This is a genomic window from Burkholderia sp. FL-7-2-10-S1-D7 (assembly GCF_001524185.1).
Taxonomy (GTDB): domain Bacteria; phylum Pseudomonadota; class Gammaproteobacteria; order Burkholderiales; family Burkholderiaceae; genus Burkholderia; species Burkholderia diffusa.
The window spans coordinates 17,582-40,180 of record NZ_LOWY01000083.1 but is presented as its reverse complement, the minus strand read 5'-3'; the positions used below and the strand labels follow the sequence as shown (position 1 = coordinate 40,180).

Annotated in this window: 23 protein-coding genes; 11 read left to right on the top strand and 12 right to left on the bottom strand. The window is 67.4% G+C overall.

Features of this window, described 5'->3' with window-relative positions:
* Positions 1–20 precede the first annotated feature (20 nt).
* Together WS75_RS24500 and pdxH are read right to left on the bottom strand one after the other, a co-directional pair.
* Positions 21–1,241, bottom strand: coding sequence for an SAM-dependent methyltransferase (locus tag WS75_RS24500; RefSeq protein ID WP_059684107.1), 1,221 nt, complete (start codon positions 1,239–1,241; stop codon positions 21–23).
* Between the two features lie 128 nt (positions 1,242–1,369).
* The gene (gene pdxH, locus WS75_RS24495; RefSeq protein ID WP_059684105.1) at positions 1,370–2,014 is read right to left on the bottom strand and encodes a pyridoxamine 5'-phosphate oxidase; all 645 of its coding nucleotides are present in this window, start codon (positions 2,012–2,014) and stop codon (positions 1,370–1,372) included.
* 128 nt (positions 2,015–2,142) lie between these two features.
* On the opposite strand from pdxH, the gene tcdA reads away from it, so the two are divergent.
* Positions 2,143–3,000 carry a tRNA cyclic N6-threonylcarbamoyladenosine(37) synthase TcdA gene (gene tcdA / locus WS75_RS24490; RefSeq protein ID WP_059684103.1) on the top strand — a complete coding sequence of 286 codons (858 nt, stop codon included), beginning with the start codon at positions 2,143–2,145 and terminating at the stop codon, positions 2,998–3,000.
* A 102-nt stretch (positions 3,001–3,102) separates the two neighbouring features.
* Here tcdA and trxA read toward each other — a convergent pair whose 3' ends face one another.
* Together trxA and WS75_RS24480 are read right to left on the bottom strand one after the other, a co-directional pair.
* Positions 3,103–3,951 (bottom strand): thioredoxin, encoded by an 849-nt coding sequence (trxA, locus tag WS75_RS24485; protein WP_059684100.1) that lies wholly within the window; start codon positions 3,949–3,951, stop codon positions 3,103–3,105.
* A 52-nt stretch (positions 3,952–4,003) separates the two neighbouring features.
* Entirely contained in the window at positions 4,004–4,885 is an 882-nt protein-coding gene (locus WS75_RS24480) for a pirin family protein (protein ID WP_059684098.1), read from the bottom strand.
* Positions 4,886–5,133: 248 nt separating this feature from the next.
* Between WS75_RS24480 and WS75_RS24475 the strand changes: the two genes are divergently transcribed.
* A complete protein-coding gene (locus WS75_RS24475; RefSeq protein ID WP_179948949.1) occupies positions 5,134–6,012 on the top strand; it encodes an EamA family transporter in 879 nt (292 codons plus the stop codon).
* A 45-nt stretch (positions 6,013–6,057) separates the two neighbouring features.
* On the opposite strand, the gene WS75_RS24470 is transcribed toward WS75_RS24475, so the two are convergent.
* Positions 6,058–7,584: an N-acetylmuramoyl-L-alanine amidase gene (locus WS75_RS24470; protein WP_059684092.1), complete on the bottom strand. Its 1,527-nt coding sequence runs from the start codon at positions 7,582–7,584 to the stop codon at positions 6,058–6,060.
* A complete protein-coding gene (gene tsaE / locus WS75_RS24465) occupies positions 7,566–8,117 on the bottom strand; it encodes a tRNA (adenosine(37)-N6)-threonylcarbamoyltransferase complex ATPase subunit type 1 TsaE (RefSeq protein ID WP_059684090.1) in 552 nt (183 codons plus the stop codon). Before tsaE ends, WS75_RS24470 begins: the two co-directional genes overlap by 19 nt.
* Positions 8,118–8,134: 17 nt before the next feature.
* Here tsaE and queG point away from each other — a divergent pair, with 17 nt between their 5' ends.
* The 3 genes from queG (at position 8,135) to xerD (ending at position 10,863) form a co-directional block, all read left to right on the top strand.
* On the top strand, positions 8,135–9,370 hold the full coding sequence (queG, locus tag WS75_RS24460) for a tRNA epoxyqueuosine(34) reductase QueG (protein ID WP_059684087.1): 1,236 nt from the start codon (positions 8,135–8,137) through the stop codon (positions 9,368–9,370).
* 63 nt (positions 9,371–9,433) lie between these two features.
* Entirely contained in the window at positions 9,434–9,901 is a 468-nt protein-coding gene (locus WS75_RS24455) for a methylated-DNA--[protein]-cysteine S-methyltransferase (protein WP_059684370.1), read from the top strand.
* Positions 9,901–10,863 carry a site-specific tyrosine recombinase XerD gene (xerD, locus tag WS75_RS24450; RefSeq protein WP_059684085.1) on the top strand — a complete coding sequence of 321 codons (963 nt, stop codon included), beginning with the start codon at positions 9,901–9,903 and terminating at the stop codon, positions 10,861–10,863. Before WS75_RS24455 ends, xerD begins: the two co-directional genes overlap by 1 nt.
* A gap of 46 nt (positions 10,864–10,909) precedes the next feature.
* On the opposite strand, the gene WS75_RS24445 is transcribed toward xerD, so the two are convergent.
* On the bottom strand, positions 10,910–12,472 hold the full coding sequence (locus WS75_RS24445) for a class I adenylate-forming enzyme family protein (RefSeq protein ID WP_059684082.1): 1,563 nt from the start codon (positions 12,470–12,472) through the stop codon (positions 10,910–10,912).
* Positions 12,473–12,767: 295 nt separating this feature from the next.
* Between WS75_RS24445 and ybaK the strand changes: the two genes are divergently transcribed.
* Entirely contained in the window at positions 12,768–13,259 is a 492-nt protein-coding gene (ybaK, locus tag WS75_RS24440) for a Cys-tRNA(Pro) deacylase (RefSeq protein ID WP_059607993.1), read from the top strand.
* Positions 13,260–13,441: 182 nt separating this feature from the next.
* Positions 13,442–14,080 carry a glycerol-3-phosphate 1-O-acyltransferase PlsY gene (gene plsY, locus WS75_RS24435; protein ID WP_059684079.1) on the top strand — a complete coding sequence of 213 codons (639 nt, stop codon included), beginning with the start codon at positions 13,442–13,444 and terminating at the stop codon, positions 14,078–14,080.
* A 93-nt stretch (positions 14,081–14,173) separates the two neighbouring features.
* Here the strand turns inward: plsY and WS75_RS24430 are convergent, their stop codons facing one another.
* Positions 14,174–14,659 carry a YajQ family cyclic di-GMP-binding protein gene (locus WS75_RS24430; protein WP_006762345.1) on the bottom strand — a complete coding sequence of 162 codons (486 nt, stop codon included), beginning with the start codon at positions 14,657–14,659 and terminating at the stop codon, positions 14,174–14,176.
* A 136-nt stretch (positions 14,660–14,795) separates the two neighbouring features.
* On the opposite strand from WS75_RS24430, the gene murB reads away from it, so the two are divergent.
* Positions 14,796–15,845, top strand: coding sequence for a UDP-N-acetylmuramate dehydrogenase (gene murB, locus WS75_RS24425; protein ID WP_059684076.1), 1,050 nt, complete (start codon positions 14,796–14,798; stop codon positions 15,843–15,845).
* Positions 15,846–15,973: 128 nt separating this feature from the next.
* On the opposite strand, the gene argF is transcribed toward murB, so the two are convergent.
* Positions 15,974–16,903, bottom strand: coding sequence for an ornithine carbamoyltransferase (gene argF / locus WS75_RS24420; RefSeq protein WP_059607996.1), 930 nt, complete (start codon positions 16,901–16,903; stop codon positions 15,974–15,976).
* A gap of 413 nt (positions 16,904–17,316) precedes the next feature.
* Here argF and WS75_RS24415 point away from each other — a divergent pair, with 413 nt between their 5' ends.
* Positions 17,317–17,637: a DUF3579 domain-containing protein gene (locus WS75_RS24415; RefSeq protein ID WP_006762342.1), complete on the top strand. Its 321-nt coding sequence runs from the start codon at positions 17,317–17,319 to the stop codon at positions 17,635–17,637.
* A 147-nt stretch (positions 17,638–17,784) separates the two neighbouring features.
* Here WS75_RS24415 and rpsT read toward each other — a convergent pair whose 3' ends face one another.
* Positions 17,785–18,057, bottom strand: a complete 273-nt coding sequence (rpsT, locus tag WS75_RS24410; protein WP_006482211.1) for a 30S ribosomal protein S20 — start codon at positions 18,055–18,057, stop codon at positions 17,785–17,787.
* Between the two features lie 304 nt (positions 18,058–18,361).
* On the opposite strand from rpsT, the gene murJ reads away from it, so the two are divergent.
* Both murJ and WS75_RS24400 read left to right on the top strand, forming a co-directional pair.
* Positions 18,362–19,912: a murein biosynthesis integral membrane protein MurJ gene (gene murJ / locus WS75_RS24405; RefSeq protein WP_059684074.1), complete on the top strand. Its 1,551-nt coding sequence runs from the start codon at positions 18,362–18,364 to the stop codon at positions 19,910–19,912.
* Positions 19,913–19,920: 8 nt separating this feature from the next.
* On the top strand, positions 19,921–20,763 hold the full coding sequence (locus tag WS75_RS24400) for a SirB1 family protein (RefSeq protein ID WP_059684368.1): 843 nt from the start codon (positions 19,921–19,923) through the stop codon (positions 20,761–20,763).
* A 78-nt stretch (positions 20,764–20,841) separates the two neighbouring features.
* On the opposite strand, the gene WS75_RS24395 is transcribed toward WS75_RS24400, so the two are convergent.
* Together WS75_RS24395 and adk are read right to left on the bottom strand one after the other, a co-directional pair.
* Positions 20,842–21,600: an SDR family NAD(P)-dependent oxidoreductase gene (locus tag WS75_RS24395; protein WP_059684072.1), complete on the bottom strand. Its 759-nt coding sequence runs from the start codon at positions 21,598–21,600 to the stop codon at positions 20,842–20,844.
* A gap of 211 nt (positions 21,601–21,811) precedes the next feature.
* The gene (gene adk, locus WS75_RS24390) at positions 21,812–22,474 is read right to left on the bottom strand and encodes an adenylate kinase (protein ID WP_059684069.1); all 663 of its coding nucleotides are present in this window, start codon (positions 22,472–22,474) and stop codon (positions 21,812–21,814) included.
* Between the last annotated feature and the right edge of the window lie 125 nt (positions 22,475–22,599).

Genomic DNA, 22,599 nt, shown 5'->3' with positions numbered 1-22,599 from the left:
TGCCCAGCGTGAAGTGCCGCCTAGCGCGGCAGCGTGTGTTCGTACATATAGCGCCTCGACCACGGCAGCGTTTTCGCGCTGCGTCCGGCCTTGCGGCACACGATCTGAAAGATCGACACGTCGTCGTGCTCGAACGCATACGCGCAACCGGCGAGATACACGCGCCAGATGCGGAATTTTTCGTCGTCGACGAGCGCGCGCGCCTCTTCCGCCTTCGCCTCGAAGTTCTCGGTCCAGATCTCGAGCGTGCGCGCATAGTGCCGCCGCAGGCTTTCGACGTCAATCGCCTCGAGCCCGCCGCGCTGCGCCGCTTCGAGCGCGAGGCTGATGTGCGGCAGCTCGCCGTCCGGGAACACGTAGCGGTCGATGAATTCGCCGCCGCCGAGCGCCGTTTCGCCGCTTTCCGCGTCGGTCGACGTGATCCCGTGGTTCATCGCGATGCCGTCGTCGGTCAGCAGGTCGCGCACGCGCGAGAAATAGAGTGGCAGGTTCTTGCGGCCGACGTGCTCGAACATCCCGACGCTCGTGATGCGGTCGAACTGTCCCTCGATTTCGCGGTAGTCCTGCAGGCGGATCTCGATCTTGTCCTCGAGCCCGGCGGCTTTCACGCGCGCGGTCGCGAGATCGAACTGGTTCTGCGACAGCGTCACGCCCAGGCACGTCGCGCCGAACTTCTGCGCGGCGCGCAACACGAGCGCGCCCCAGCCGCAACCGATGTCGAGCAGGCGCTGGCCGGGCTCGAGCTGGATCTTGGTCAGGATATGGTCGATCTTCTTGATCTGCGCGGTCGCGAGATCCTCGTCGCCGTTCTCGAAGTACGCGCACGAATACACCATGTTTTCGTCCAGCCACAGCTGGTAGAACGCGTTCGAGACGTCGTAGTGATACTGGATCGCCTTCTTGTCGGTGTTTTTCGTGTGATTGAAGTAGCGCTTCACGCGCGCGAGCTTGCTCGCACTGGTGACCGTGCTGCGCGCGAGCGAGTAGCTGATGTTGATGATGTCCGACAGCCTGCCCTCGATGTCGATCTTGCCCTTCACGTACGCCTCGCCGAGATTGTCGAGGCTCGGTTCGAGCAGGAGCGGCAACGCCGACGCGCTGTTGACCTTAAGCGTGACCTGCGGCGCGCTGAAGGTGCCGAAATCGAGTTGATCGCCGTTCCACAACACGAGTCGCGCCGGTATGTTCGCTTTCGCCCGTACTTCGTCCGCCCACTGTGCCAGCTTCTTTTCCCAGAACATTTGGATTCTCCGTTTGTTCGTTGAATCGAATACAGCCAAGTATCTTGACCGGCGCACGCCCCTTGCGAGGCGGGCGCCCGGATGCAACACGAGACACGGCCGGCGCGCCGGCACCGCGGCAGCCGCGCTTACGGCGACAGGCGCGAGATCGTCCAGCCCGACCCTGCCGCGGCGTCACGCGTGTAGAGCAGGCGGTCGTGCAGCCGCGACGGGCGGCCCTGCCAGAACTCGATCGCGTCGGGCACGACGCGGTAACCGCCCCAGTGCGGCGGGCGCGGCGGGTTCTCGCCGTAGCGTTCGGTCACGGCCTTTTCACGCGCTTCGAGCGTCGCGCGGCTGTCGATCACGGCGCTCTGCTCGGACGCCCACGCACCGATGCGCGAGCCGAGCGGGCGCGACGCGAAATAGCGGTCGCTTTCGTCGGCGCTGGTTTTCTCGATCCGGCCTTCGATGCGCACCTGGCGCTCCAGCTCGATCCAGTAGAACAGCAGCGCCGCGTGCGGATTGGCGGCGAGATCGCGGCCCTTGCGGCTTTCGTAATTGGTAAAGAAGACGAACCCGCGTTCGTCGACACCCTTGATAAGCACGATTCGGGCCGACGGCCGGCCGTCGTCGCCGACGGTGGCGAGCGTCATCGTGTTGGGCTCGGGGAGCTTGGCGTCGAGCGCCTCCTTGAACCAGCGATCGAACTGGGCGAAGGGGTTCGGGGCGGCGTCGGCTTCGTCGAGCGAAGCACGCGAATAATTGATGCGGAGATCGGCGAGAGTCGTCATGTTATGCAAACGCTTCAATCTGGGGCCAGTATAGCGAACGCGCGAGAATCGTGCGTGCACAGGGGCGCGTGCCGACGGGGAGTTCAGGCAAAATAGAGGGCTGCACGACTTACGTTTTCCTTGCTGCCATGCCCGCTGCCGACACTGCCCCGCACAGTTCTTCTGATCTTACCCCGAGCCCGACAATCCAGCTTGACGTGGATCGCGAGCGCCGCTTCGGCGGCATCGCGCGCTTGTACGGCGCGCCCGCACTCGCGGCGTTCGAACGCGCGCACGTCGCCGTGATCGGCATCGGCGGCGTCGGGTCGTGGACGGCCGAGGCGCTCGCACGCAGCGCGATCGGCACGCTGACGCTGATTGATCTCGACAACGTCGCGGAAAGCAATACGAACAGGCAGATCCACGCGCTCGACGGCAATTACGGCAAGCCGAAGGTCGACGCGATGGCCGAGCGGATCGCGCTGATCGATCCCGCTTGCCGTGTGAACCGGATCGAGGATTTCGCGGAACCCGACAACTTCGACGCACTGCTCGGCGGCGGCTTCGACTACGTGGTCGACGCGATCGACAGCGTGCGCACGAAGGTCGCGCTGATCGCGTGGTGCATCGCAAAAGGGCAGCCGCTCGTCACGGTCGGCGGCGCGGGCGGGCAGCTCGACCCGACACGCATCCGCATCGACGATCTCGCGCTGACGATCCAGGATCCGCTGCTGTCGAAAGTGCGCGCGCAGCTGCGCAAGCAGCACGGCTTTCCACGCGGGCCGAAGGCGCGCTTCAAGGTCAGCGCCGTGTATTCGGACGAGCCGCTGATCTATCCGGAAGCGGCCGCGTGCGACATCGAGGACGGCGCGGAGCCGTCCGCCGCCGCGCATGTCGCGGGGCTCAACTGCGCGGGGTTCGGTTCGAGCGTGTGCGTGACCGCGAGCTTCGGCTTCGCGGCCGCCGCGCATGCGCTGCGCGCGATCGCGGCGCGGGCCCCGGGCTGATCGGGGAACCGGTCGACGCGCAACGCAATGTCGCGGCGCGGCAGACCTGCCGCGCGCGGCAACGCGATCCGGCCAGGCCATCGCGGCCCGGCCGGTCGTTCGTCAGTTGAGCGCCATGCTCAGCTTTCGCCGCCATGCGGCGACGAGTTCGGGGCGATCGCCCGCCAGCTCGAACACCGAGATCATCGTGCGGCGGCCGAGGTCGTCGCCATACGCGCGGTCGCGCAACACGATTTCCAGCAACTGCTCGAGCGCGCCTTCGTATGCGCGTCGCGCGATCAGGCTTTGCGCGAGGTCGAAGCGTGCCTCGAGATCGGCGGGGTCCGCCGCGATGCGCGCTTCGAGCGCGTCGGTCGGCGGCAGATCGGCCGTCGCGTCGAGCGCATCGAAACGGGTCTTGATCGCCTGATAGCGCGGATCGGCGCTTTGTACCGTCTCCGGCGACAGGCGCTCGGCCTCGGCGCGCGCGATGTCCACCTGGTTGTTCGCGAGCAGCAGTTCGATCAGGTCGAGCCGTGCGTCGTCGAAGCCGGGGTTCAGCGCGAGCGCCGCTTCGAGGTGGGTGAGCGCGTCGTCGTAGCGCGATTCGGCGATCGCATATTGCGCGGCGCGGCGTTCGGCTTCGTCGGGCGCCGGCAGCAGCCGGTCGAGGAACGCGCGCAACTGGCCTTCCGGCAGCACGCCGATGAACTGGTCGACGGGACGCCCGTCGGCGAACGCGATCACGTGCGGGATGCTGCGCGTCTGGAAGTGCGCGGCGAGCTCCTGGTTTTCGTCGACGTTCACCTTCACGAGCTTCCAGCGGCCTTCGTAGTCGGCTTCGAGCTTTTCGAGCAACGGACCGAGCGTCTTGCAGGGGCCGCACCACGGCGCCCAGAAGTCGACCAGCACGGGCGTGTCCAGCGACGCCTCGATGACGTCTTTCTCGAAAGTGGCAAGCGTGGTGTCCATGTCGTTCTCTTCCGTTCGAATGTCGTCAGGATGGGGGCAGTGTGCCCCTTTTTCAACGCGGCTTCGATTCGGGCAGCGGAATCCACTCGGTTTCGCCGGGCACCTTGCCCATTTCCTGGTTCGTCCACGCATGTTTCGCGCGCTCGATCGCGTCGCGGCTGCTGGCGACGAAGTTCCATTCGATGAAGCGCTCGCCGTCGATCTTCTGGCCGCCCAGCAGCATCGCGCGTGCGCCGCTGCCGCTCGCGAGCGTGACGGTGGCGCCGGGCGCGAGCACGGCCATCTGTTCGGCCGGCACCGGCGTGCCGTCAATCGAAAGATCGCCGTCGACCACGTAGACCGCGCGCTCCTCGTGCGACGCGTCGAGTTCCAGGCGGCCGCCGGCCGCGAATTCGGCGGCCACGTACAGTGTGCGCGTGAACGTCTTGACGGGCGAGCGCAGGCCGAACGCGTCGCCGGCGATCACCGTCAGCGACACGCCGTTCTCGTCGCGCTTGGGCAGCGTGTCGGCCGCATGGTGCTCGAACGACGGCTCGGTGGTCTCGTGGGCGACGGGCAGCGCGACCCAGGTCTGGATCCCGTGCACCGTGTGGCCGCTCGCACGCTGAGCGTCGGGCGTGCGCTCCGAATGGACGATGCCGCGACCGGCCGTCATCCAGTTCACGTCGCCCGGCACGATCTCCTGCAGCGAGCCGAGGCTGTCGCGGTGCAGGATCGCGCCGTCGAACAGGTAGGTGACGGTGGCGAGCCCGATGTGCGGGTGCGGGCGCACGTCGAGCCCGGTGCCGGCCGGCAGCGTCGCGGGCCCCATGTGATCGAAGAAGATGAACGGACCGACGAGGCGCGCGGCGAGCGCGGGCAGCGTGCGGCGCACCTGCAGGTTGCCGATGTCGCGGATGTGCGGCTTGAGCAGGGCTTTGATCGAATCGGTCATGGCGGCCTCGTGGGCTACGGCTGGGATGCCGGTCATTGTACTGGCGGCGCGGTGGCAACGCGCGTGTCGGGGGCGCGTGCGAAATGATTCACGGGTGTTGCGGACGTGCGGGCACGCGTCGTGCGGGCGCCACGTCGTCGTACCCGTCGCCGATTCCATGCGCTCCGCGCGGGTATCGGGCCGCACGGCGAAATTCGGTAGACTGATCGGCTTCAGGAAACCATCCGACAATTGAGGAGACGCCGATGATGGCCACGAAGGACTTGCTGCTCGCGCTGGTCGTGATCCTGGCGTGGGGCGTGAACTTCGTCGTGATCAAGGTTGGCCTGCACGGCATGCCGCCGATGCTGCTCGGCGCGCTGCGCTTCACGCTCGCGGCGGTGCCCGCGGTGTTCTTCGTGCGCCGGCCGCAGATTCCGTGGCGGATGCTGATCCTGTATGGCGCGACGATCCAGCTCGGCCAGTTCGTGTTCCTGTTTACCGGCATGTATGTCGGTATGCCGGCCGGCCTCGCGTCGCTCGTGCTGCAGTCGCAGGCATTCTTCACGCTCGTGTTCGCGATGCTGTTCCTCGGCGAGCGGCTGCGTGTGCAGAACCTGATCGGGCTCGCGATCGCCGCGGGCGGGCTCGTCGTGATCGCGGCGCAGGGCGGTCGCGCGATGACGCTCGCGGGCTTCCTGCTGACCATCTGCTCGGCCGCGATGTGGGCGTTCGGCAATATCGTCACGAAGAAGGTTGGCAAGGCCAATCTGGTGTCGCTCGTCGTGTGGGCGAGCCTCGTGCCGCCCGTGCCGTTCTTCCTGCTGTCGCTCTGGTTCGAGGGGCCGCAGCGGATCGGGGCCGCGCTGGCCGGGCTCGACGGCGCGTCGATCTTCGCGGTCGTCTATCTCGCGTTCGTCGCGACGCTCGTCGGCTACGGCTTGTGGAGCCGCCTGATGTCGCGCTATCCGGCCGCGCAGGTCGCGCAGTTCTCGCTGCTGGTGCCGATCGTCGGGCTGGCGTCGTCGGCGCTGCTGCTCGACGAGCATCTGACGAACGCGCAACTGATCGGCGCCGCGCTCGTGATGGGCGGGCTCGCGGTGAACGTGTTCGGCGCAAAGCTGGTGCGCCGCTTCGCGGCGTCGTGACGCGCCGGCACGCAGCGCGTGCCGGCGGCGGGGAAGGCGGCCGGGTCAGGCCATCCGGTTCTTCGCGAGCGGCGGATTCGCGGCGAAGTAACGTTTGATGCCGCGGAAGATCGCGTCGGCCATCTCGTCGCGATAGCTGTCGTCGTTGAGCCTGCGTTCTTCGTCAGGGTTGCTGATGAACGCGGTCTCGACAAGGATCGACGGAATGTCGGGCGCCTTCAGCACCGCGAACCCGGCCTGCTCGACCGAGCCCTTGTGCAGCTTGTTGATGCCGCCGACTTCCTTCAGCACGTAATTGCCGTAGCGCAGCGAATCGCGGATCTGCGCGGTCGTCGACATGTCGAACAGCGCGCGGCTGACTGCCGCGTCCTGTGTCTTGATGTTGATGCCGCCGATCAGGTCGGACGAGTTCTCCTTGTTCGCGAGCCAGCGTGCCGCGGCGCTCGACGCGCCGTGGTCGGACAGCGCGAACACCGACGAGCCGCGCGCGGACGGCGTCGTGAACGCATCCGCGTGGATCGACACGAACAGGTCGGCGCCGACGCGGCGCGCCTTCTGCACGCGCACGTTCAGCGGCACGAAGAAGTCGGCGTCGCGCGTCATCATCGCGCGCATGTTCGGCGCGCCGTCGATCTTCGCGCGCAGCTTCTTCGCGATGTCGAGCGCGATGTGTTTCTCGTACGTGCCGCCGCCGCCGATCGCGCCCGGATCCTCGCCGCCGTGGCCCGGATCGATCGCGACCGTCAGCAGGCGCACGGTGCCGCCCTTGCCCGATTTCGGCGCGGTGAACTTGTAGGTGTCGCCATCGTCTTCGCTGTCGTCGCGGCGTGCGATGACGGGCGGCGGCTTGACGGCCGGCTTCGCGGGCGCGGAAGGCGTCGCGGCGGCCGGCGGCGTGCGCGGCGTGGCCGGCGTGTTCTGCGCGAAGCGCTGGAAGAACGCGTCGCTGTTGTCGTTGCCCGCGACGGGCGGCGTCGCCGGCCCGTTCAGCGCGCTCGGCGGCTGCATCTGCTGCGCGCGCGCCGTGTCGTTGAGCGCCTGCTCCTTGCGCTCCGTCTGCGCGATCAGGTCGGTCAGCGGATCGGGCGCGACGGCCGGATACAGGTCGAACACGAGCCGGTACTTGTAGGTGCCGACCGGCGGCAGCGTGAACACCTGCGGCTTCACCGAACCTTTCAGGTCGAACACCATCCGCACGACGTGCGGTTGATACTGGCCGACGCGCACCGACTGGATCTGCGGATCGTTCGGCGCGATCTTCGAGACGAGGTCGCGCAGCGCCTGGTCGAGATCGAGGCCGTTCAGGTCGACGACGAGCCGGTCGGGACTCTGCAGCAGTTGTTGGCTATTCTGCAGCGGCTGGTCGGATTCGATCGTGACGCGCGTGTAATCGCGCGCGGGCCACACGCGCACGCCGAGCACCGACGACGCGTGCGCGAGCCGCGGCGCGACGAGACCGAGCACCAGCGTCGACGCGCCCGCGCGCAGGATCTGACGGCGCCGCCAGTTGTGCGTCGCGGTGGCCGCCGATTCGATCGAGCGGAACGGTTTGATCAACATCTTTCGAGACATGCCTTTCCTGAAGCGCTGAACGCCCGGACGGTGAGGGCGCGGCCGTCGCCATCCACGTCGAGCGAGAAAACCAGATCGGGCACGCCGAGCAGGGTGCCCGCCTGTTGCGGCCATTCGACGAGGCAAATCGCGCTGGAATTGAAATACTCGCGAAAGCCGGCGTCGGACCATTCGGCCGGATCGTTGAATCGATACAGATCGAAGTGATAGACCTCAAGTTCCCCATCGTCGCGTGCGAATGCGTAAGGTTCGACGAGCGTGTAGGTCGGGCTGCGCACGCGCCCCGGGTGGCCGAGGCCGCGCAGGATCGCGCGCACGAGGGTCGTTTTGCCCGCGCCGAGGTCGCCGATCAGCTGGATTTGCAGCCCGTCGAACGCGTGTGCATGGGCAAGTTCGCTGCGTGCCGCGTCGAGCGCGTGCGCGAAGCGGGTGCCGAAGGCCTCGGTCGCCGCTTCGTCGGCGAGTGCGAACACGCGCTCCGCGAGCGGGACGGGCAGCGTGTCGGCATGAGGCGTATGGGACGTGGCTGGCATTCTCGTAAAATAGTGCGATGAACCGATTACCGGAACTCGCCGCATCCGACAGGCCTTCGACACGTGCCGAAGGCGCGGCACCGTGCGCGCTCGATGATGCGACGTTGACAGCGCTCGCCGCTCGCATCAGGGCGTGGGGGCGCGAATTGGGTTTCGGGGCGATCGGCATCAGCGATACCGATCTCTCGGATGCCGAAGCAGGCCTCGCCGCCTGGCTGGAAGCCGGGTGCCACGGCGAAATGGATTATATGGCGAAACACGGGATGAAACGCGCGCGGCCGGCCGAACTTGTGGCCGGTACGCGACGCGTGATCTCCGCGCGGCTCGCCTATCTGCCGGCCGAAACGCTTGCCGCCGACGCGCCCGATGCGTCGTCTGGCGCGCTCGTGCCGCACGACTGGCGCGCACGCGAGCGTGCGCGTCTCGACGATCCGCAGGCGGCCGTCGTGTCGATCTACGCACGCGGCCGCGACTATCACAAGGTGCTGCGCAACCGGCTGCAGACGCTCGCGGAGCGCATCGAGCAAGAGATCGGCGCGTTCGGCTACCGCGTGTTCACCGATTCGGCGCCCGTGCTCGAGGTCGAGCTCGCGCAGAAGGCCGGCGTCGGCTGGCGCGGCAAGCACACGCTGCTGCTGCAGCGCGACGCGGGTTCGCTGTTCTTCCTCGGCGAGATCTATGTCGACATTCCGTTGCCGACCGACGCGCAAACCGCGCCCGACGTCGCGCCCGAGACACCCGGCGCGCACTGCGGCAGTTGCACGCGCTGCATCGGCGCGTGCCCGACCGGCGCGATCGTCGAACCGTATCGCGTCGACGCGCGCCGTTGCATTTCCTACCTGACGATCGAACTGAAAGGCAGCATTCCGGAGCCGCTGAGGCCGATGATCGGCAACCGCGTATACGGCTGCGACGACTGCCAGCTCGTGTGCCCGTGGAACAAGTTCGCGCAGGCCGCACCCGTCGCCGATTTCGACGTGCGGCACGGTCTCGACCGCGCGACGCTCGTCGAGCTGTTCGGCTGGGATGCAGACTCGTTCGACACGCGGATGCAGGGCAGCGCGATCCGGCGCATCGGTTACGAAAGCTGGCTGCGCAATCTCGCGGTCGGGCTCGGCAATGCGTTGCGCGCGCCGGCCGATCGGCTCGCGCCCGATGCGCGCGACGCGATCGTCGCCGCGTTGCGTGCACGGGCCGACGATCCGTCGCCGGTCGTGCGCGAGCATGTCGAATGGGCGCTGCGTGCCGCGTGAAGGCGGCGTAAAGTGTCGTCGGCGCGCGGCGGCGCCGCGCGTTTCACCGGTGAGGAGAAGCTCATGTTCAACGCAGTCATCGACGCACCGTTCGGCAAGGTCGGCATTCGCACCGATGCCGCGGTGGTGCGCGAGATCGTCTATCTGCCCGAGTCGGTCAGATCGGTCGATCCGGACTCGCCACTCGCGAAGCGCGCGGTCAAGCAGATCGAACGTTATTTCGAACGCGCGTCGGCGCGTTTCGACCTGCCGCTCGCCGACGTCGGGAGTGCCTTCCAGCATCGCGTGTGGAACGTGATCAGCGACATTCCGCCGGGTGCAGTGCTGACCTACGGGCAGGTCGCGAAGCGGATCGGCAGCGCGCCACGCGCGGTCGGCCAGGCGTGCGGCGCGAACTATTTCCCGCTCGTGATTCCGTGTCATCGCGTCGTGGCGGCAGGCGGCCTCGGCGGCTTCGCGAACCACGACGACAATGGCTATTACCAGAAAGTGAAGCGCTGGCTGCTGGCGCACGAAGGCGTGCCGTACTGATGAGTGACCCCTTGCTTTCCCCCGACCCCGCGCCCGACGCCGACAGCGACGAGGCCGCGGCATCGCCCGCGCTGCTCGCGAGCCGCGCGTCGATCGACGTGTTCTGCGATGCGCTGTGGCTCGAGCACGGGCTCGCGCGCAACACGCTCGATGCGTACCGGCGCGATCTGATGCTGTTTTCGCAATGGCTGGCCGCGACGCACGACGCGTCGCTCGACTCGGCCGACGAAGCGATGGTGACCGGCTACATCGCCGCGCGCAGCGACGGCAAGGCGACATCGTCGAACCGGCGGTTGTCGGTGTTCCGTCGCTATTACGGCTGGGCCGTGCGAGAGCATCGCGCGAACGCGGACCCGACGCTGCGCATCACGTCGGCGAAACAGGCCGCACGGTTTCCGTCGACGCTGTCCGAGGCGCAGGTCGAAGCGCTGCTCGGCGCGCCCGACATCGGCACGCCGCTCGGCCTGCGCGATCGCACGATGCTGGAGCTGATGTACGCGAGCGGGCTGCGCGTGAGCGAACTCGTCACGCTGAAGACCGTCGAGGTCGGGCTCAACGAGGGTGTCGTGCGCGTGATGGGCAAGGGCTCGAAGGAACGGCTCGTGCCGTTCGGCGAAGTCGCGCACGGCTGGATCGAGCGCTACTTGCGCGACGCGCGGCCCGCGCTGCTCGGCGCGCGCGCGGCCGACGCGCTGTTCGTGACCGGACGCGGCGACGGGATGACGCGCCAGCAGTTCTGGAACATCATCAAGCGGCACGCGCAGCAGGCCGACGTGCGCGCGCACCTGTCGCCGCATACGCTGCGGCACGCGTTCGCGACACATCTGCTGAACCACGGCGCCGACCTGCGCGTCGTGCAGCTGCTGCTCGGCCACAGCGACATCTCGACCACGCAGATCTACACGCACGTCGCGCGCGAGCGGCTGAAGACGCTGCACGCGCAGCACCACCCGCGCGGCTAGCGCGGCGCGCGTCGGCCACCTGCGGGATGCGGGCCGCACCCGCGCGTCACGCGAGTTCGCGCAGCTTGTGCTTCAACACCTTGCCCGTCGATGCGGCGGGCAGCGCATCGAGCACGCGGATGCGCGCGGGCCGCTTGTAAGGCGCGAGCCGTTGTGCGCACCACGCCTGCAGCGCGGCCTCGGTCGCCGTCGCGCCCGGCACCAGCTCGACGAACGCGAGCACTTCCTCGTTGCCCTCGACCGCGCGGCCGACGACGGCCGCCTGCACGACGTCCGGGTGCGCGTTCAGCGCCTGTTCGACTTCGACCGGATAGACGTTGAAGCCCGAGCGGATGATCAGCTCCTTGCTGCGGCCCGCGATCGTCACCGAGCCGTCGGCTTCCTGGCGCGCGAGATCGCCGGTGCTCAGCCAGCCGTCCGGAGACACGGCTGCGCGTGTGGCATCCGCGTTGCGGTAGTAGCCGAGCATCACGTTCGGCCCGCGCACGCGGATTTCACCCACTTCACCCTGCGGCACGTCCGTGCCGTCCGGCGCGACGATCCGCATCTCGACGCCCGGGATCGGCACGCCGACCGAGCAGTCGGCACGCGGCGCGTCGAGCGGCGTCTGCGTGATCGTCGGGCTGCTCTCGGTCATTCCGTAGCCGTTGTGCAGCGGCACGCCGTACATGCGCTCGACGCGCGCCTTCAGGTTGGCGTCGAGCGGCGAGCCGCCCGAATACGCGAAACGCAGCCGCGGCGCGTGCCACGCGTGCGCGTGCGTGTGCAGGTGCTCGAGGAGCTTCGCGTGCATCGCGGGTACACCCTGGAAGATCGTCACGCCTTCGTCGGCGAGCGCGACGCGCACGGCCTCCGGCGAGAAGCGCGGTGCAAGCCGCAGCGTCGCCCCCGCGTACAGGCTGCCGAGGCAGACCGACGCGAGCCCGTACACGTGCGACACGGGCAGCACCGTATAGACGACGTCGTCCGGCGACACGCGGCGCAGCGCGCTCGACGTCGCCGCGATGAACAGCAGGTTGCGGTGCGACAGCATCACGCCTTTCGGCGCACCCGTCGTGCCCGTCGTGTAGATCAGCGCCGCGCATTGCGCGGCGCCATCGGCCGCCACCGGTTCGTCGGGCGCGCTCGTGTCGACGCGGTAAGACCACGCGCCGATGTCGACCGGCAGCGTGTCGGCCGGCGTCGCGTCGTGGCGTGCCGCGTGTGCGCGCGCATCGGGCGACGTCTCCGTCGCGAATGCGATCAGCTTCGGGCGCGCGTGCGCGGCGATCGCATCGAGTTCGCCGGCCGACAGCCGGGCGTTCGACACGAGCGCCCATGCGTCGATGCGCGCGGCCGCGAACAGCAGCACGATCTGCGCGACGCTGTTTTCCGCGACGATCATCACGCGATCGCCGCCGTGCACGCCGAGGCGCGCGAGCCGCTCGGCGGCCGCATCGACCGCTCGCGACAGCTCGCCGTACGACAGGCGGCGCGCGTCCTCGATCAGCGCCGGATGCGCGGGCGCTTGCGCGGCCCAGCGGGCGGGCACGTCGGCGATGCGGCCGGGCAACGCGGCGAGCAACGCCGGGACGTCGAGCGGCGCGGATGAACGGACAGGCGAGGACATGGCGTCTCCAGAAGAAGGGCCGGGCGGCGGCGCGGCCAGTTTTGCGAACGATCGTGCCATGACGGCGGGCGCGCCACAATCGGTCAATCGGGCAATAGCGCTTCGCAATGTCCGCAATGATGATGGGCGGACGGACTGACGGACAGGTGCGCCGCGGCGACGGGTGCTCGCCCGGGATACGGGTGCAAAAGGGCCGCGAGTATACCGCCGGTGCGCGGCACGCCGCCGCGAACACGCGACGGTGCGATCGTGGGTTGACGCCCGCCCGCCGGTCGTTCGCCATTAAAATGCCGCCATGAGCAAATCCAGACACGTGTCCGAGACACCCGCGACCCAGCTGCTGCGCCGGCACGGCGTCGCCTTCGGCGAGCATCCGTACGATTACGTCGAGCATGGTGGCACCGGCGAGTCGGCGCGCCAGCTCGGCGTCGACGAACACTGCGTCGTGAAGACGCTGGTGATGGAGGACGAGCACGCGAAGCCGCTGATCGTGCTGATGCACGGCGACCGCACGGTGTCGACCAAGAACCTCGCGCGGCAGATCGGCGCGAAGCGCGTCGAGCCGTGCAAGCCCGACGTCGCGAACCGCCATTCCGGCTATCTGGTCGGCGGCACGTCGCCGTTCGGCACGCGCAAGACGATGCCCGTGTACGTCGAGTCGACCATCCTCGAATTGCCGACGATCTACCTGAATGGCGGCCGCCGCGGCTATCTCGTCAGCCTCGCGCCGGCGGTGCTCACGACGCTGCTCGGCGCGACGCCCGTGCAGTGCGCAAGCGTCGACTGAGGGTTTCACCTTCGTGGCAGGCCGTGCTCGTTCGGTAGAATGGGCGCCGTTTCGGCCGGTCGGACCGCACGACCGGCCGAAACGGCCTCCCGGCGGTTCGCCGCGACGGCGCCCGCCGCAACCGGCCGGCATGCCGCGCCCGGCCGCCCCTTCACCGATACGTTGAAAGAAGAGTTCTCCGCATGCAGATCCTGCTCGCCGCACTTGTTGCCTACCTGATCGGTTCGGTGTCGTTCGCCGTCGTCGTCAGCGCCGCGATGGGCCTGGCCGATCCCCGTTCGTACGGGTCGAAGAATCCCGGCGCGACCAACGTGCTGCGCAGCGGCAACAAGAAGGCCGCGATCCTGACGCTCGTCGGCGACGCATTCAAGGGCTGGCTCGCCGTCTGGCTCGCGCGGCACTTCGGGTTGCCCGACGTCGCCGTTGCGTGGGTCGCGATTGCCGTGTTCCTCGGCCACCTGTATCCGGTGTTCTTCCGCTTCCAGGGCGGCAAGGGCGTGGCGACCGCGGCCGGCGTGCTGCTCGCCGTGCATCCGGTGCTCGGCCTGGCGACCGCGCTGACCTGGCTGATCGTCGCGTTCTTCTTCCGCTATTCGTCGCTCGCGGCGCTGGTTGCGGCCGTGTTCGCACCGGTGTTCGACGTGTTCCTGTTCGGCACCGGCCACAACCCGGTCGCGTGGGCCGTGCTCGCGATGAGCGTGCTGCTCGTGTGGCGTCACCGCGGCAACATCTCGAAGCTGCTGGCGGGGCAGGAAAGCCGGATCGGCGACAAGAAGAAGGCCGCGTCCGACGGTGGCGCGCAGGACGGCGGGAAAGTTTGAGGAAGGGGATGACTGCTGCCGCCCGCAGGGGCGCCCGGCATACGGGGCCCGGCGGCGCGGCGTGACCGGCGACGCGGCGGTCGATGGCGTCGATCAGTCGCGGAAGTTGTTGAAGTCGAGCGGGGTGTCGGTCACGTCCTTGCGCAGCATCGCGATCACGCTCTGCAGGTCGTCGCGCTTCGTGCCGGCCACGCGCACCGCGTCGCCCTGAATGCTCGCCTGCACCTTGATCTTGCTGTCTTTCACGAGCCTGACGATCTTCTTCGCGAGGTCGCCCGTCACGCCCTTCTTCACGGTGACGATCTGCTTGACCTTGTCGCCGCCGATCTTCTCGACCTTGCCGTAGTCGAGGAAGCGCACATCGACGTTGCGCTTCGCGAGCTTGTTGATCAGCACGTCCTTGACCTGGCCGAGCTTGAAATCGTCGTCGGCGAACAGCGTCAGCTCGCGCTCCTTCTGCTCGACGCGCGCGTCGGAGCCCTTGAAGTCGAAGCGCGTCGAAATTTCCTTGTTCGACTGCTCGATGGCGTTCTTCACTTCGATCATGTTCGCTTCGGAAACGACGTCGAACGATGGCATGGCATTCTCCCTTGAGATGCGTGCGCCCGGCTCGCGCGCGGGCACTCGCTATAATTGCGGACTGTTTGCCATTTTACCGATGCCCCTCCGTTTGCCCAAGGCCGGCCGTGAGCCCGCCCGGCGGACGTGACCGCGAATGCCGATGCCTCCTGACGATTCCGCCCTGTCGCTGCTCCCCGATCATCCGCTTGCTGCGCACAATACGTTCGGCATCGCCGCGAAGGCGCGCTTTGCCGCGCGCATCACGCAGGCGGCGCAGTTCGAGTCGCTGCACCGCGACCAGCGCGTCGCGTCGCTGCCGCAGCTCGTGCTCGGCGGCGGCAGCAACGTCGTGTTCACGCGCGATTTCGACGGCGTCGTGCTGCTCGACGAGATCGCCGGCCGCCGCGTCGTGCGCGAGGACGACGACGCGTGGTACGTCGAGGCCGGCGGCGGCGAGACCTGGCACGCGTTCGTCGCGTGGACGCTCGAGCACGGGATGCCGGGCCTGGAAAACCTCGCGCTGATTCCGGGCACCGTCGGCGCCGCGCCGATCCAGAACATCGGCGCGTACGGCCTCGAGATGAAGACCTGTTTCGACTCGCTGGTCGCCGTCGAGCTCGCGACGGGGCGCAGCGAGCGCTTCGACGCCGCGCGCTGCGCGTTCGGCTATCGCGACAGTTTCTTCAAGCGGGAAGGGCGCGGCCGCTTCGCGATCGTATCGGTGACGTTTCGGCTGCCCAAGCGCTGGACGCCGCGGCTCGGCTACGCGGACGTCACGCGCGAGCTCGACGCGCGCGGCATCGCGCCGGACGCGGCAACGCCGCGCGACGTGTTCGACGCGGTCGTCGCGATCCGCCGCGCGAAGCTGCCCGATCCGCTCGTGCTCGGCAACGCGGGCAGTTTCTTCAAGAATCCGGTGATCGATGCCGCGCAGTTCGACGCACTGCGCGCGCGCGTGCCCGATGTCGTGTCGTATCCGCAGCCGGACGGGCAGGTGAAGCTCGCGGCCGGCTGGCTGATCGACCGCTGCGGCTGGAAAGGGCGCGCGCTGGGGGCGGCGGCCGTGCACGACCGCCAGGCGCTCGTGCTGGTGAATCGCGGCGGCGCGACGGGCGCCGACGTGCTCGCGCTCGCGCGGGCGATCCAGGCTGACGTGCGCGAGCGGTTCGGTGTCGAGCTCGAACCCGAGCCGGTGTGCCTGTAACGCGGTCTTTCGTACCGCGCATTTCATTCGCTTCCGCCGCGTACAAACAAAAAGCGCCGATCGACGATCGGCGCTTTTTTGCATGCCGCCGGATGCCGGCGGCGCTCGGGTGCTGCGGGGTGCTGCGATCAGTGCTTGAGGCGGCCGAGCAGCAGGAACTCCATCAGCGCCTTCTGCACGTGCAGGCGGTTTTCCGCCTCGTCCCACACGACGCTCTGCGGGCCGTCGATCACGCCGGCCGTCACTTCCTCGCCGCGGTGCGCGGGCAGGCAGTGCATGAAGAGCGCATCCGCGTTCGCGTGGCCCATCATTTCCTCGTCGACGCACCAGTCGGCAAATGCCTGCTTGCGCGCTTCGTTCTCGGCTTCGAAGCCCATGCTCGTCCACACGTCGGTCGTCACGAGATCGGCGCCCTTGCACGCTTCGTTCGGATCGTCGAACACTTCGTAGAACGGCGCGCTGTCCGGCGACACGAGCTTCATGTCGAGCGCATAGCCAGGCGGCGTCGACAGGCGCAGCTTGAAGCCGAGGATCTGCGCGGCTTCGATCCACGTATAGAGCATGTTGTTCGCATCGCCGACCCACGCAACCGTCTTGCCGGCGATCGGGCCGCGGTGCTCGTAGTACGTGAAGATGTCGGCGAGCACCTGGCACGGGTGGTATTCGTTGGTCAGGCCGTTGATCACCGGCACGCGGGAGTTCTCCGCGAAGCGCTTGATGACCTCCTGCTCGAACGTGCGGATCATGATGATGTCGACCATCCGCGAGATGACCTGCGCGGAATCCTCGACCGGCTCGCCGCGGCCGAGCTGCGTGTCGCGCGTGCTCATGAAGACGGCGTGGCCGCCGAGCTGGAAGATCCCGGCTTCGAACGACAGGCGCGTGCGCGTCGAACTCTTCTCGAAGATCATCGCGAGCGTGCGGTCGTGCAGCGGGTGATAGGTCTCGTAGTTCTTGAACTTGCGCTTCAGGATACCCGTGCGTTCGAGCACGTACTCGTAGTCTTCCAGCGAGAAATCCTTGAACTGCAGGTAGTGACGAATGGTTTTGGCGGTCATGAAACGAAATACGGCGGGTTGCACCCGGCAGCAAGGCCGGACGGCGCCGCCGTCGGGTGTGGATAACTCAAAGCAGCATAAAGGATTTTCTGTGCTTTGACGAGCCGCGCCGAAAACCGGGGCGGGATCGTGGCGCACACTGGAGGATGCCGGAAGAGGGGGCGCGAGACGACGCGCGATGTCGCGCTGCGGTATAATCCAAAAGTTTTCTCCAGCCCGGCAGGCAAGGCTCTTCGCGCTCTGCCGGACACAAGCCATGCGCTGCACAAATCCGGTGCGGCGCGCCGGCGGCACGCAGCGACGGCCTGTTTTCGGGATATCGGAGCGCGTGTGTCGTCGTCCACTCCAGCTTTGTGTTCGCGTATCCAGGCGCCGTCGCCTGGACATCGCCGGGCCGTCACTTGGGTAACCACATGGCTGAAACCCCTCCGACCGAATTCTTCATCCAGGGCATCACGAAAGACGGGAAAAAGTTTCGCCCGAGCGACTGGTCGGAGCGTCTGGCCGGCGTGATGGCCTGTTTCGGGCCGGGTGCGAGCGGGCCGAACGCGCGCCTGAAATATTCGCTGTACGTGCGCCCGACGATGCTCGGCGACCTGAAATGCGTGATCCTCGATTCCCGGCTGCGCGACATCGAGCCGATGGCGTTCGATTTCGTGCTGAACTTCGCGAAGGACAACAACCTCGTCGTCACCGAGGCGTGCGAGTTGCCGGATTACAACGAGAAGAAGTGAATTCGGCGGGCGAGGGGGCATCCCGCGCCCGCGCCTGACGGTCGCCCGGCGCGATGCGCGGGCGACGCGCAACAAAAAAGCCCGCCTAGGCGGGCTTTTTCGTGATCGCAGGAAACAGGAACGCCCGCGAGAGCGGGCGCACCGGATTTACGCTGCTGCCTGCAGGCCCTTGACGGCTGCGGCGAGGCGGCTCTTGCTGCGAGCGGCCTTGTTCTTGTGAACGATCTTCTTGTCGGCGATCGTGTCGATCGTCTTCACGGCAGCCTTGAACAGCTCGGCAGCCTTTGCCTGGTCGCCGGCTTCAACAGCCTTGCGAACCGACTTGATCGCGGTACGGAATTTCGAGCGCAGCGCCGAGTTGTGCGAATTTGCCTTCGCGGCTTGGCGGGCGCGCTTGCGTGCTTGTGCGGAGTTAGCCATGACGGTTCCTTATCCTGTCCTGTTTCCAGAGCTTGGAGCCTGACGGCCAAGCGCTGCTTTTCGATCCGTCCCCTGAGAACGATTGCCCAGGGGCGCATAAAAAACGGTGATTTTAACCGAGGCCGAGACATGAAAACGACAGCCGCCGTGCATGTAACAGGCTCAGAAACCGGCGATTATAGCAACAAAATCAAGCGCGTGGCAAGGTCAACGTGATGCCGGCCGCGCGGGGGCGCCGGCGACATGGGCCCTTTTCGGCATCCGTCCGTGCCGGGACACGCAACGTCCGTATAATAAGCGCCCCATGAATCTATTCCGAGCCCTGCTGACGGTCAGCGGCTTCACGCTGCTGTCGCGCGTGACCGGACTGGCCCGCGAGACGCTGATCGCCCGTGCGTTCGGCGCCAGTCAATACACCGACGCGTTCTACGTCGCTTTCCGCATCCCGAACCTGCTGCGCCGCCTGTCCGCCGAAGGCGCGTTCTCGCAGGCATTCGTGCCGATCCTGGCCGAATTCAAGAACCAGCAGGGGCACGATGCGACCAAGGCGCTCGTCGACGCGATGTCGACCGTGCTCGCCTGGGCGCTCGCCGTGCTGTCGGTCCTCGGGATCGCCGGCGCGTCGTGGGTCGTGTTCGCGGTCGCGTCCGGCCTGCATACCGACGGGCAGGCGTTCCCGCTCGCGGTCACGATGACGCGGATCATGTTCCCGTACATCGTGTTCATCTCGCTGACGACGCTCGCGTCCGGCGTGCTGAATACTTACAAGAGCTTCTCGCTGCCGGCGTTCGCGCCGGTGCTGCTCAACGTCGCGTTCATCGCCGCGGCCGTGTTCGTCGCGCCGCACCTGAAGGTGCCGGTCTATGCGCTCGCATGGGCCGTCATCGTGGGCGGCGTGCTGCAGTTCATCGTGCAGCTGCCGGGGCTGAAGAAGATCGACATGGTGCCGCTGATCGGCCTCAACCCGGTGCGCGCGCTGCGTCATCCCGGCGTGAAGCGCGTGCTCGCGAAGATGGTGCCCGCGACGTTCGCGGTGTCGGTCGCGCAACTGTCGCTGATCATCAACACCAACATCGCGTCGCGGCTCGGGCAGGGCGCCGTGTCGTGGATCAACTACGCCGACCGCCTGATGGAATTCCCGACCGCGCTGCTCGGCGTCGCGCTCGGCACGATCCTGCTGCCGAGCCTGTCGAAGGCGCACGTCGACGCCGATTCGCACGAATACTCGGCACTGCTCGACTGGGGGCTGCGCGTCACGTTCCTGCTCGCGGCGCCGAGCGCGCTCGCGCTGTTCTTCTTCGCGACGCCGCTCACCGCGACGCTTTTCAACTACGGCAAGTTCGACGCGCACACGGTCACGATGGTCGCACGCGCGCTCGCGACCTACGGGATCGGCCTCGTGGGCATCATCCTGATCAAGATCCTCGCGCCGGGCTTCTATGCGAAGCAGGACATCAAGACGCCCGTGAAGATCGCGATCGGCGTGCTGATCGTCACGCAGATCTCGAACTACGTGTTCGTGCCGCTGATCGGCGCTGCGGGCCTCACGCTGAGCATCGGCGTCGGCGCATGCCTGAACTCGCTGCTGCTGTTCCTCGGGCTGCGCAAGCGCGGCATCTACCAGCCGTCGCCGGGCTGGCTGCGCTTCTTCGTGCAACTGATCGGCGCGGCGCTCGTGCTCGCGGGCCTGATGCACTGGTGCGCGATCAGCTTCGACTGGACCGGCATGCGCGCGCAGCCGCTCGATCGCATCGCGCTGATGGCGGCGTGCCTGGTGCTGTTCGCTGCACTATATTTCGGTATGTTGTGGGTGATGGGCTTCAAATACGCATACTTCAGAAGGCGCGCCAAGTGACGACCGCAATGACCCGCGTCCTCGACTACTTCAGCACGCTCGTGGCGGACGACGACAGTCTGCCCGTCACGGAAGCCGCGCTGTCGCTTGCGCAGGACGCGTATCCCGACCTCGACCTGCAGGGCACGCTGGCCGAACTCGACATGCTGGCGGCGCGGCTGCGCCGGCGGCTCGCCGACGATACGGACCTGAAGGGCCGCGTCGCCGCGCTGAACGACTTCTTCTTCCGCGAGCTCGGCTTCGCGTGCAATCACAACGATTACTACGACCCCGATAACAGCCACCTGAACGCCGTGCTCAAACGGCGGCGCGGGATCCCGATCTCGCTGTCGGTGCTGTATCTGGAGCTCGCCGAGCAGATCGGCGTGCCGGCGCGCGGCGTGTCGTTTCCCGGCCACTTCCTGCTGCGCGTGACGCTGCCGGACGGCGATCTGATCATCGATCCGACCAACGGCCATTCGCTGTCCGAAGCCGAGATGGTCGAGATGCTCGAGCCGTACGTCGCGCGTGCGGCGGGCGCAGTCGACAGCGCGTTGCGCGCGCTGCTGCAGCCGGCCACGAGCCGCGAGATCATCGCGCGGATGCTGCGCAATCTGAAGACGATCTACCTGCAGACGGAACGCTGGCAGCGGCTGCTTGCCGTGCAGCAGCGGCTCGTGATCCTGCTGCCGGAACAACTCGACGAGGTGCGCGACCGCGGCTTCGCCTATGCGCGGCTCGACTATCTGCGCCCGGCACTCGAGGATCTCGAGCAGTATCTCGGCGAGCGGCCCGATGCGGACGACGCGACCGTCGTCGAATCGCAGGTGACCGAGTTGCGGCAGCGGATGCAGCGCGACGGCGACGACTGAGCCGTCACGGTATCCCCGGAGCCCCGAACGTAAAAACGCCCGCATCGCGGGCGTTTTTCATTTGCAATCGCGTGGCCCTTACTTCGGCTGCATCCGGATCGCGCCGTCGAGGCGGATCACTTCGCCGTTGAGCATCGGATTCTCGACGATCTGGCGCACCAGCATCGCGTACTCGTCCGGTTTGCCGAGCCGCGGCGGGAACGGCACCATCGCGCCGAGCGCATCCTGCACGTCCTTCGGCATGCCGAGCAGCATCGGCGTCTCGAACAGCCCGGGCGCGATCGTCATCACGCGGATGCCGTGGCGCGACAGATCGCGTGCGATCGGCAGCGTCATGCCCGCGACGCCGGCCTTCGATGCCGCGTATGCGGCCTGGCCGATCTGGCCGTCGTAGGCGGCGACCGACGCGGTGCTGACGATCACGCCGCGCTCGCCGCCGTCGTTCGGCGCGGTCGCAGCCATCGCGGCGGCCGCGAGCCGGATCATGTTGAAGGTGCCGACCAGGTTCACGTTGATCGTTTTCGCGAATACGTCGAGCGGATGCGCGCCGTCCTTGCCGACGGTCTTCGCGGCGGGCGCGATGCCCGCGCAGTTCACGAGGCCGCGCAGCGTGCCCGCGCGCGTCGCGGCGTCGACGGCCGCCTGCGCATCGGCCTCGCTCGACACGTCGCAGCGCACGAACACGCCGGAAAGCTCGCTCGCGAGCGCCGTGCCGGCCGCCTCGTTCAGGTCGGCGAGCACGACCTTGCCGCCGGCCTGCGCGAGCATGCGGGCCGTCCCGGCGCCGAGGCCCGATGCGCCGCCCGTGATCAGAAAGACGTTGCCGCGAATCTCCATCACTGTCTCCTTGGTTGGGTCCGATGCCGGTCGATCGGAGGAAAGGCCGGTGCGCCGGTCCACGCGGCGCACGCGTTCGATCGATTGTACGGGGCGCCGCTGCAAGCCGCCCAGTGCGGCACGGTCGTGCGAATCCAGGTCAGACGAAACGGTCGCGGCAGACGAAAAAAAAGCCGCCCGGAAGGGCGGCTTGCGGTGCACGACGTGGTGCTTACTTCAATGCTTCGAACGCACGCTCGCGGATTTCATCGACGCTGCCGAGGCCCGAGATCTTGCGATACTGCGGGGCCTTCAGGCCGTTTTCCTCGCCGCGCTGCGCCCAGTCGCCGTAGTACTTGATGAGCGGCTTGGTCTGCGCTTCGTACACTTCGAGACGCTTCTTGACGGTTTCTTCCTTGTCGTCGTCGCGCTGGATCAGCGGTTCGCCCGTCACGTCGTCCACACCCTCGACCTTCGGCGGGTTGAACTTGACGTGGTACGTGCGGCCCGACGCCGGGTGCGTGCGGCGGCCGCTCATGCGCTCGATGATCTCCGAGAACGGGACGTCGATTTCGAGCACGTAATCGATCGCGACGCCGGCTTCCTTCATCGCGTCAGCCTGCGCGATCGTGCGCGGGAAGCCATCGAACAGATAGCCGTTCGCGCAATCGGCTTCCTTCAGGCGCTCCTTCACGAGACCGATGATCAGGTCGTCCGTCACGAGCTTGCCTTCGTCCATGAAGCGCTTCGCCTCGATGCCGAGCGGCGTGCCGGCCTTGACGGCCGCGCGCAGCATGTCACCTGTCGAGATTTGCGGGATGCCGAACTTTTCCTTGATGAAGTTTGCCTGGGTGCCCTTTCCCGCGCCGGGCGCGCCCAACAGGATCAAACGCATGGTGATATCTCCAGTATGTAGATTCGTGTGGCGAGACGCAAAAGCGTCGGCGACAACGTGCGCGGGGCTTGCCTTGCGCGCGGCGGACCGGTCTGATGCGGCGCGTCGGCGAAAAGCGACGCGCG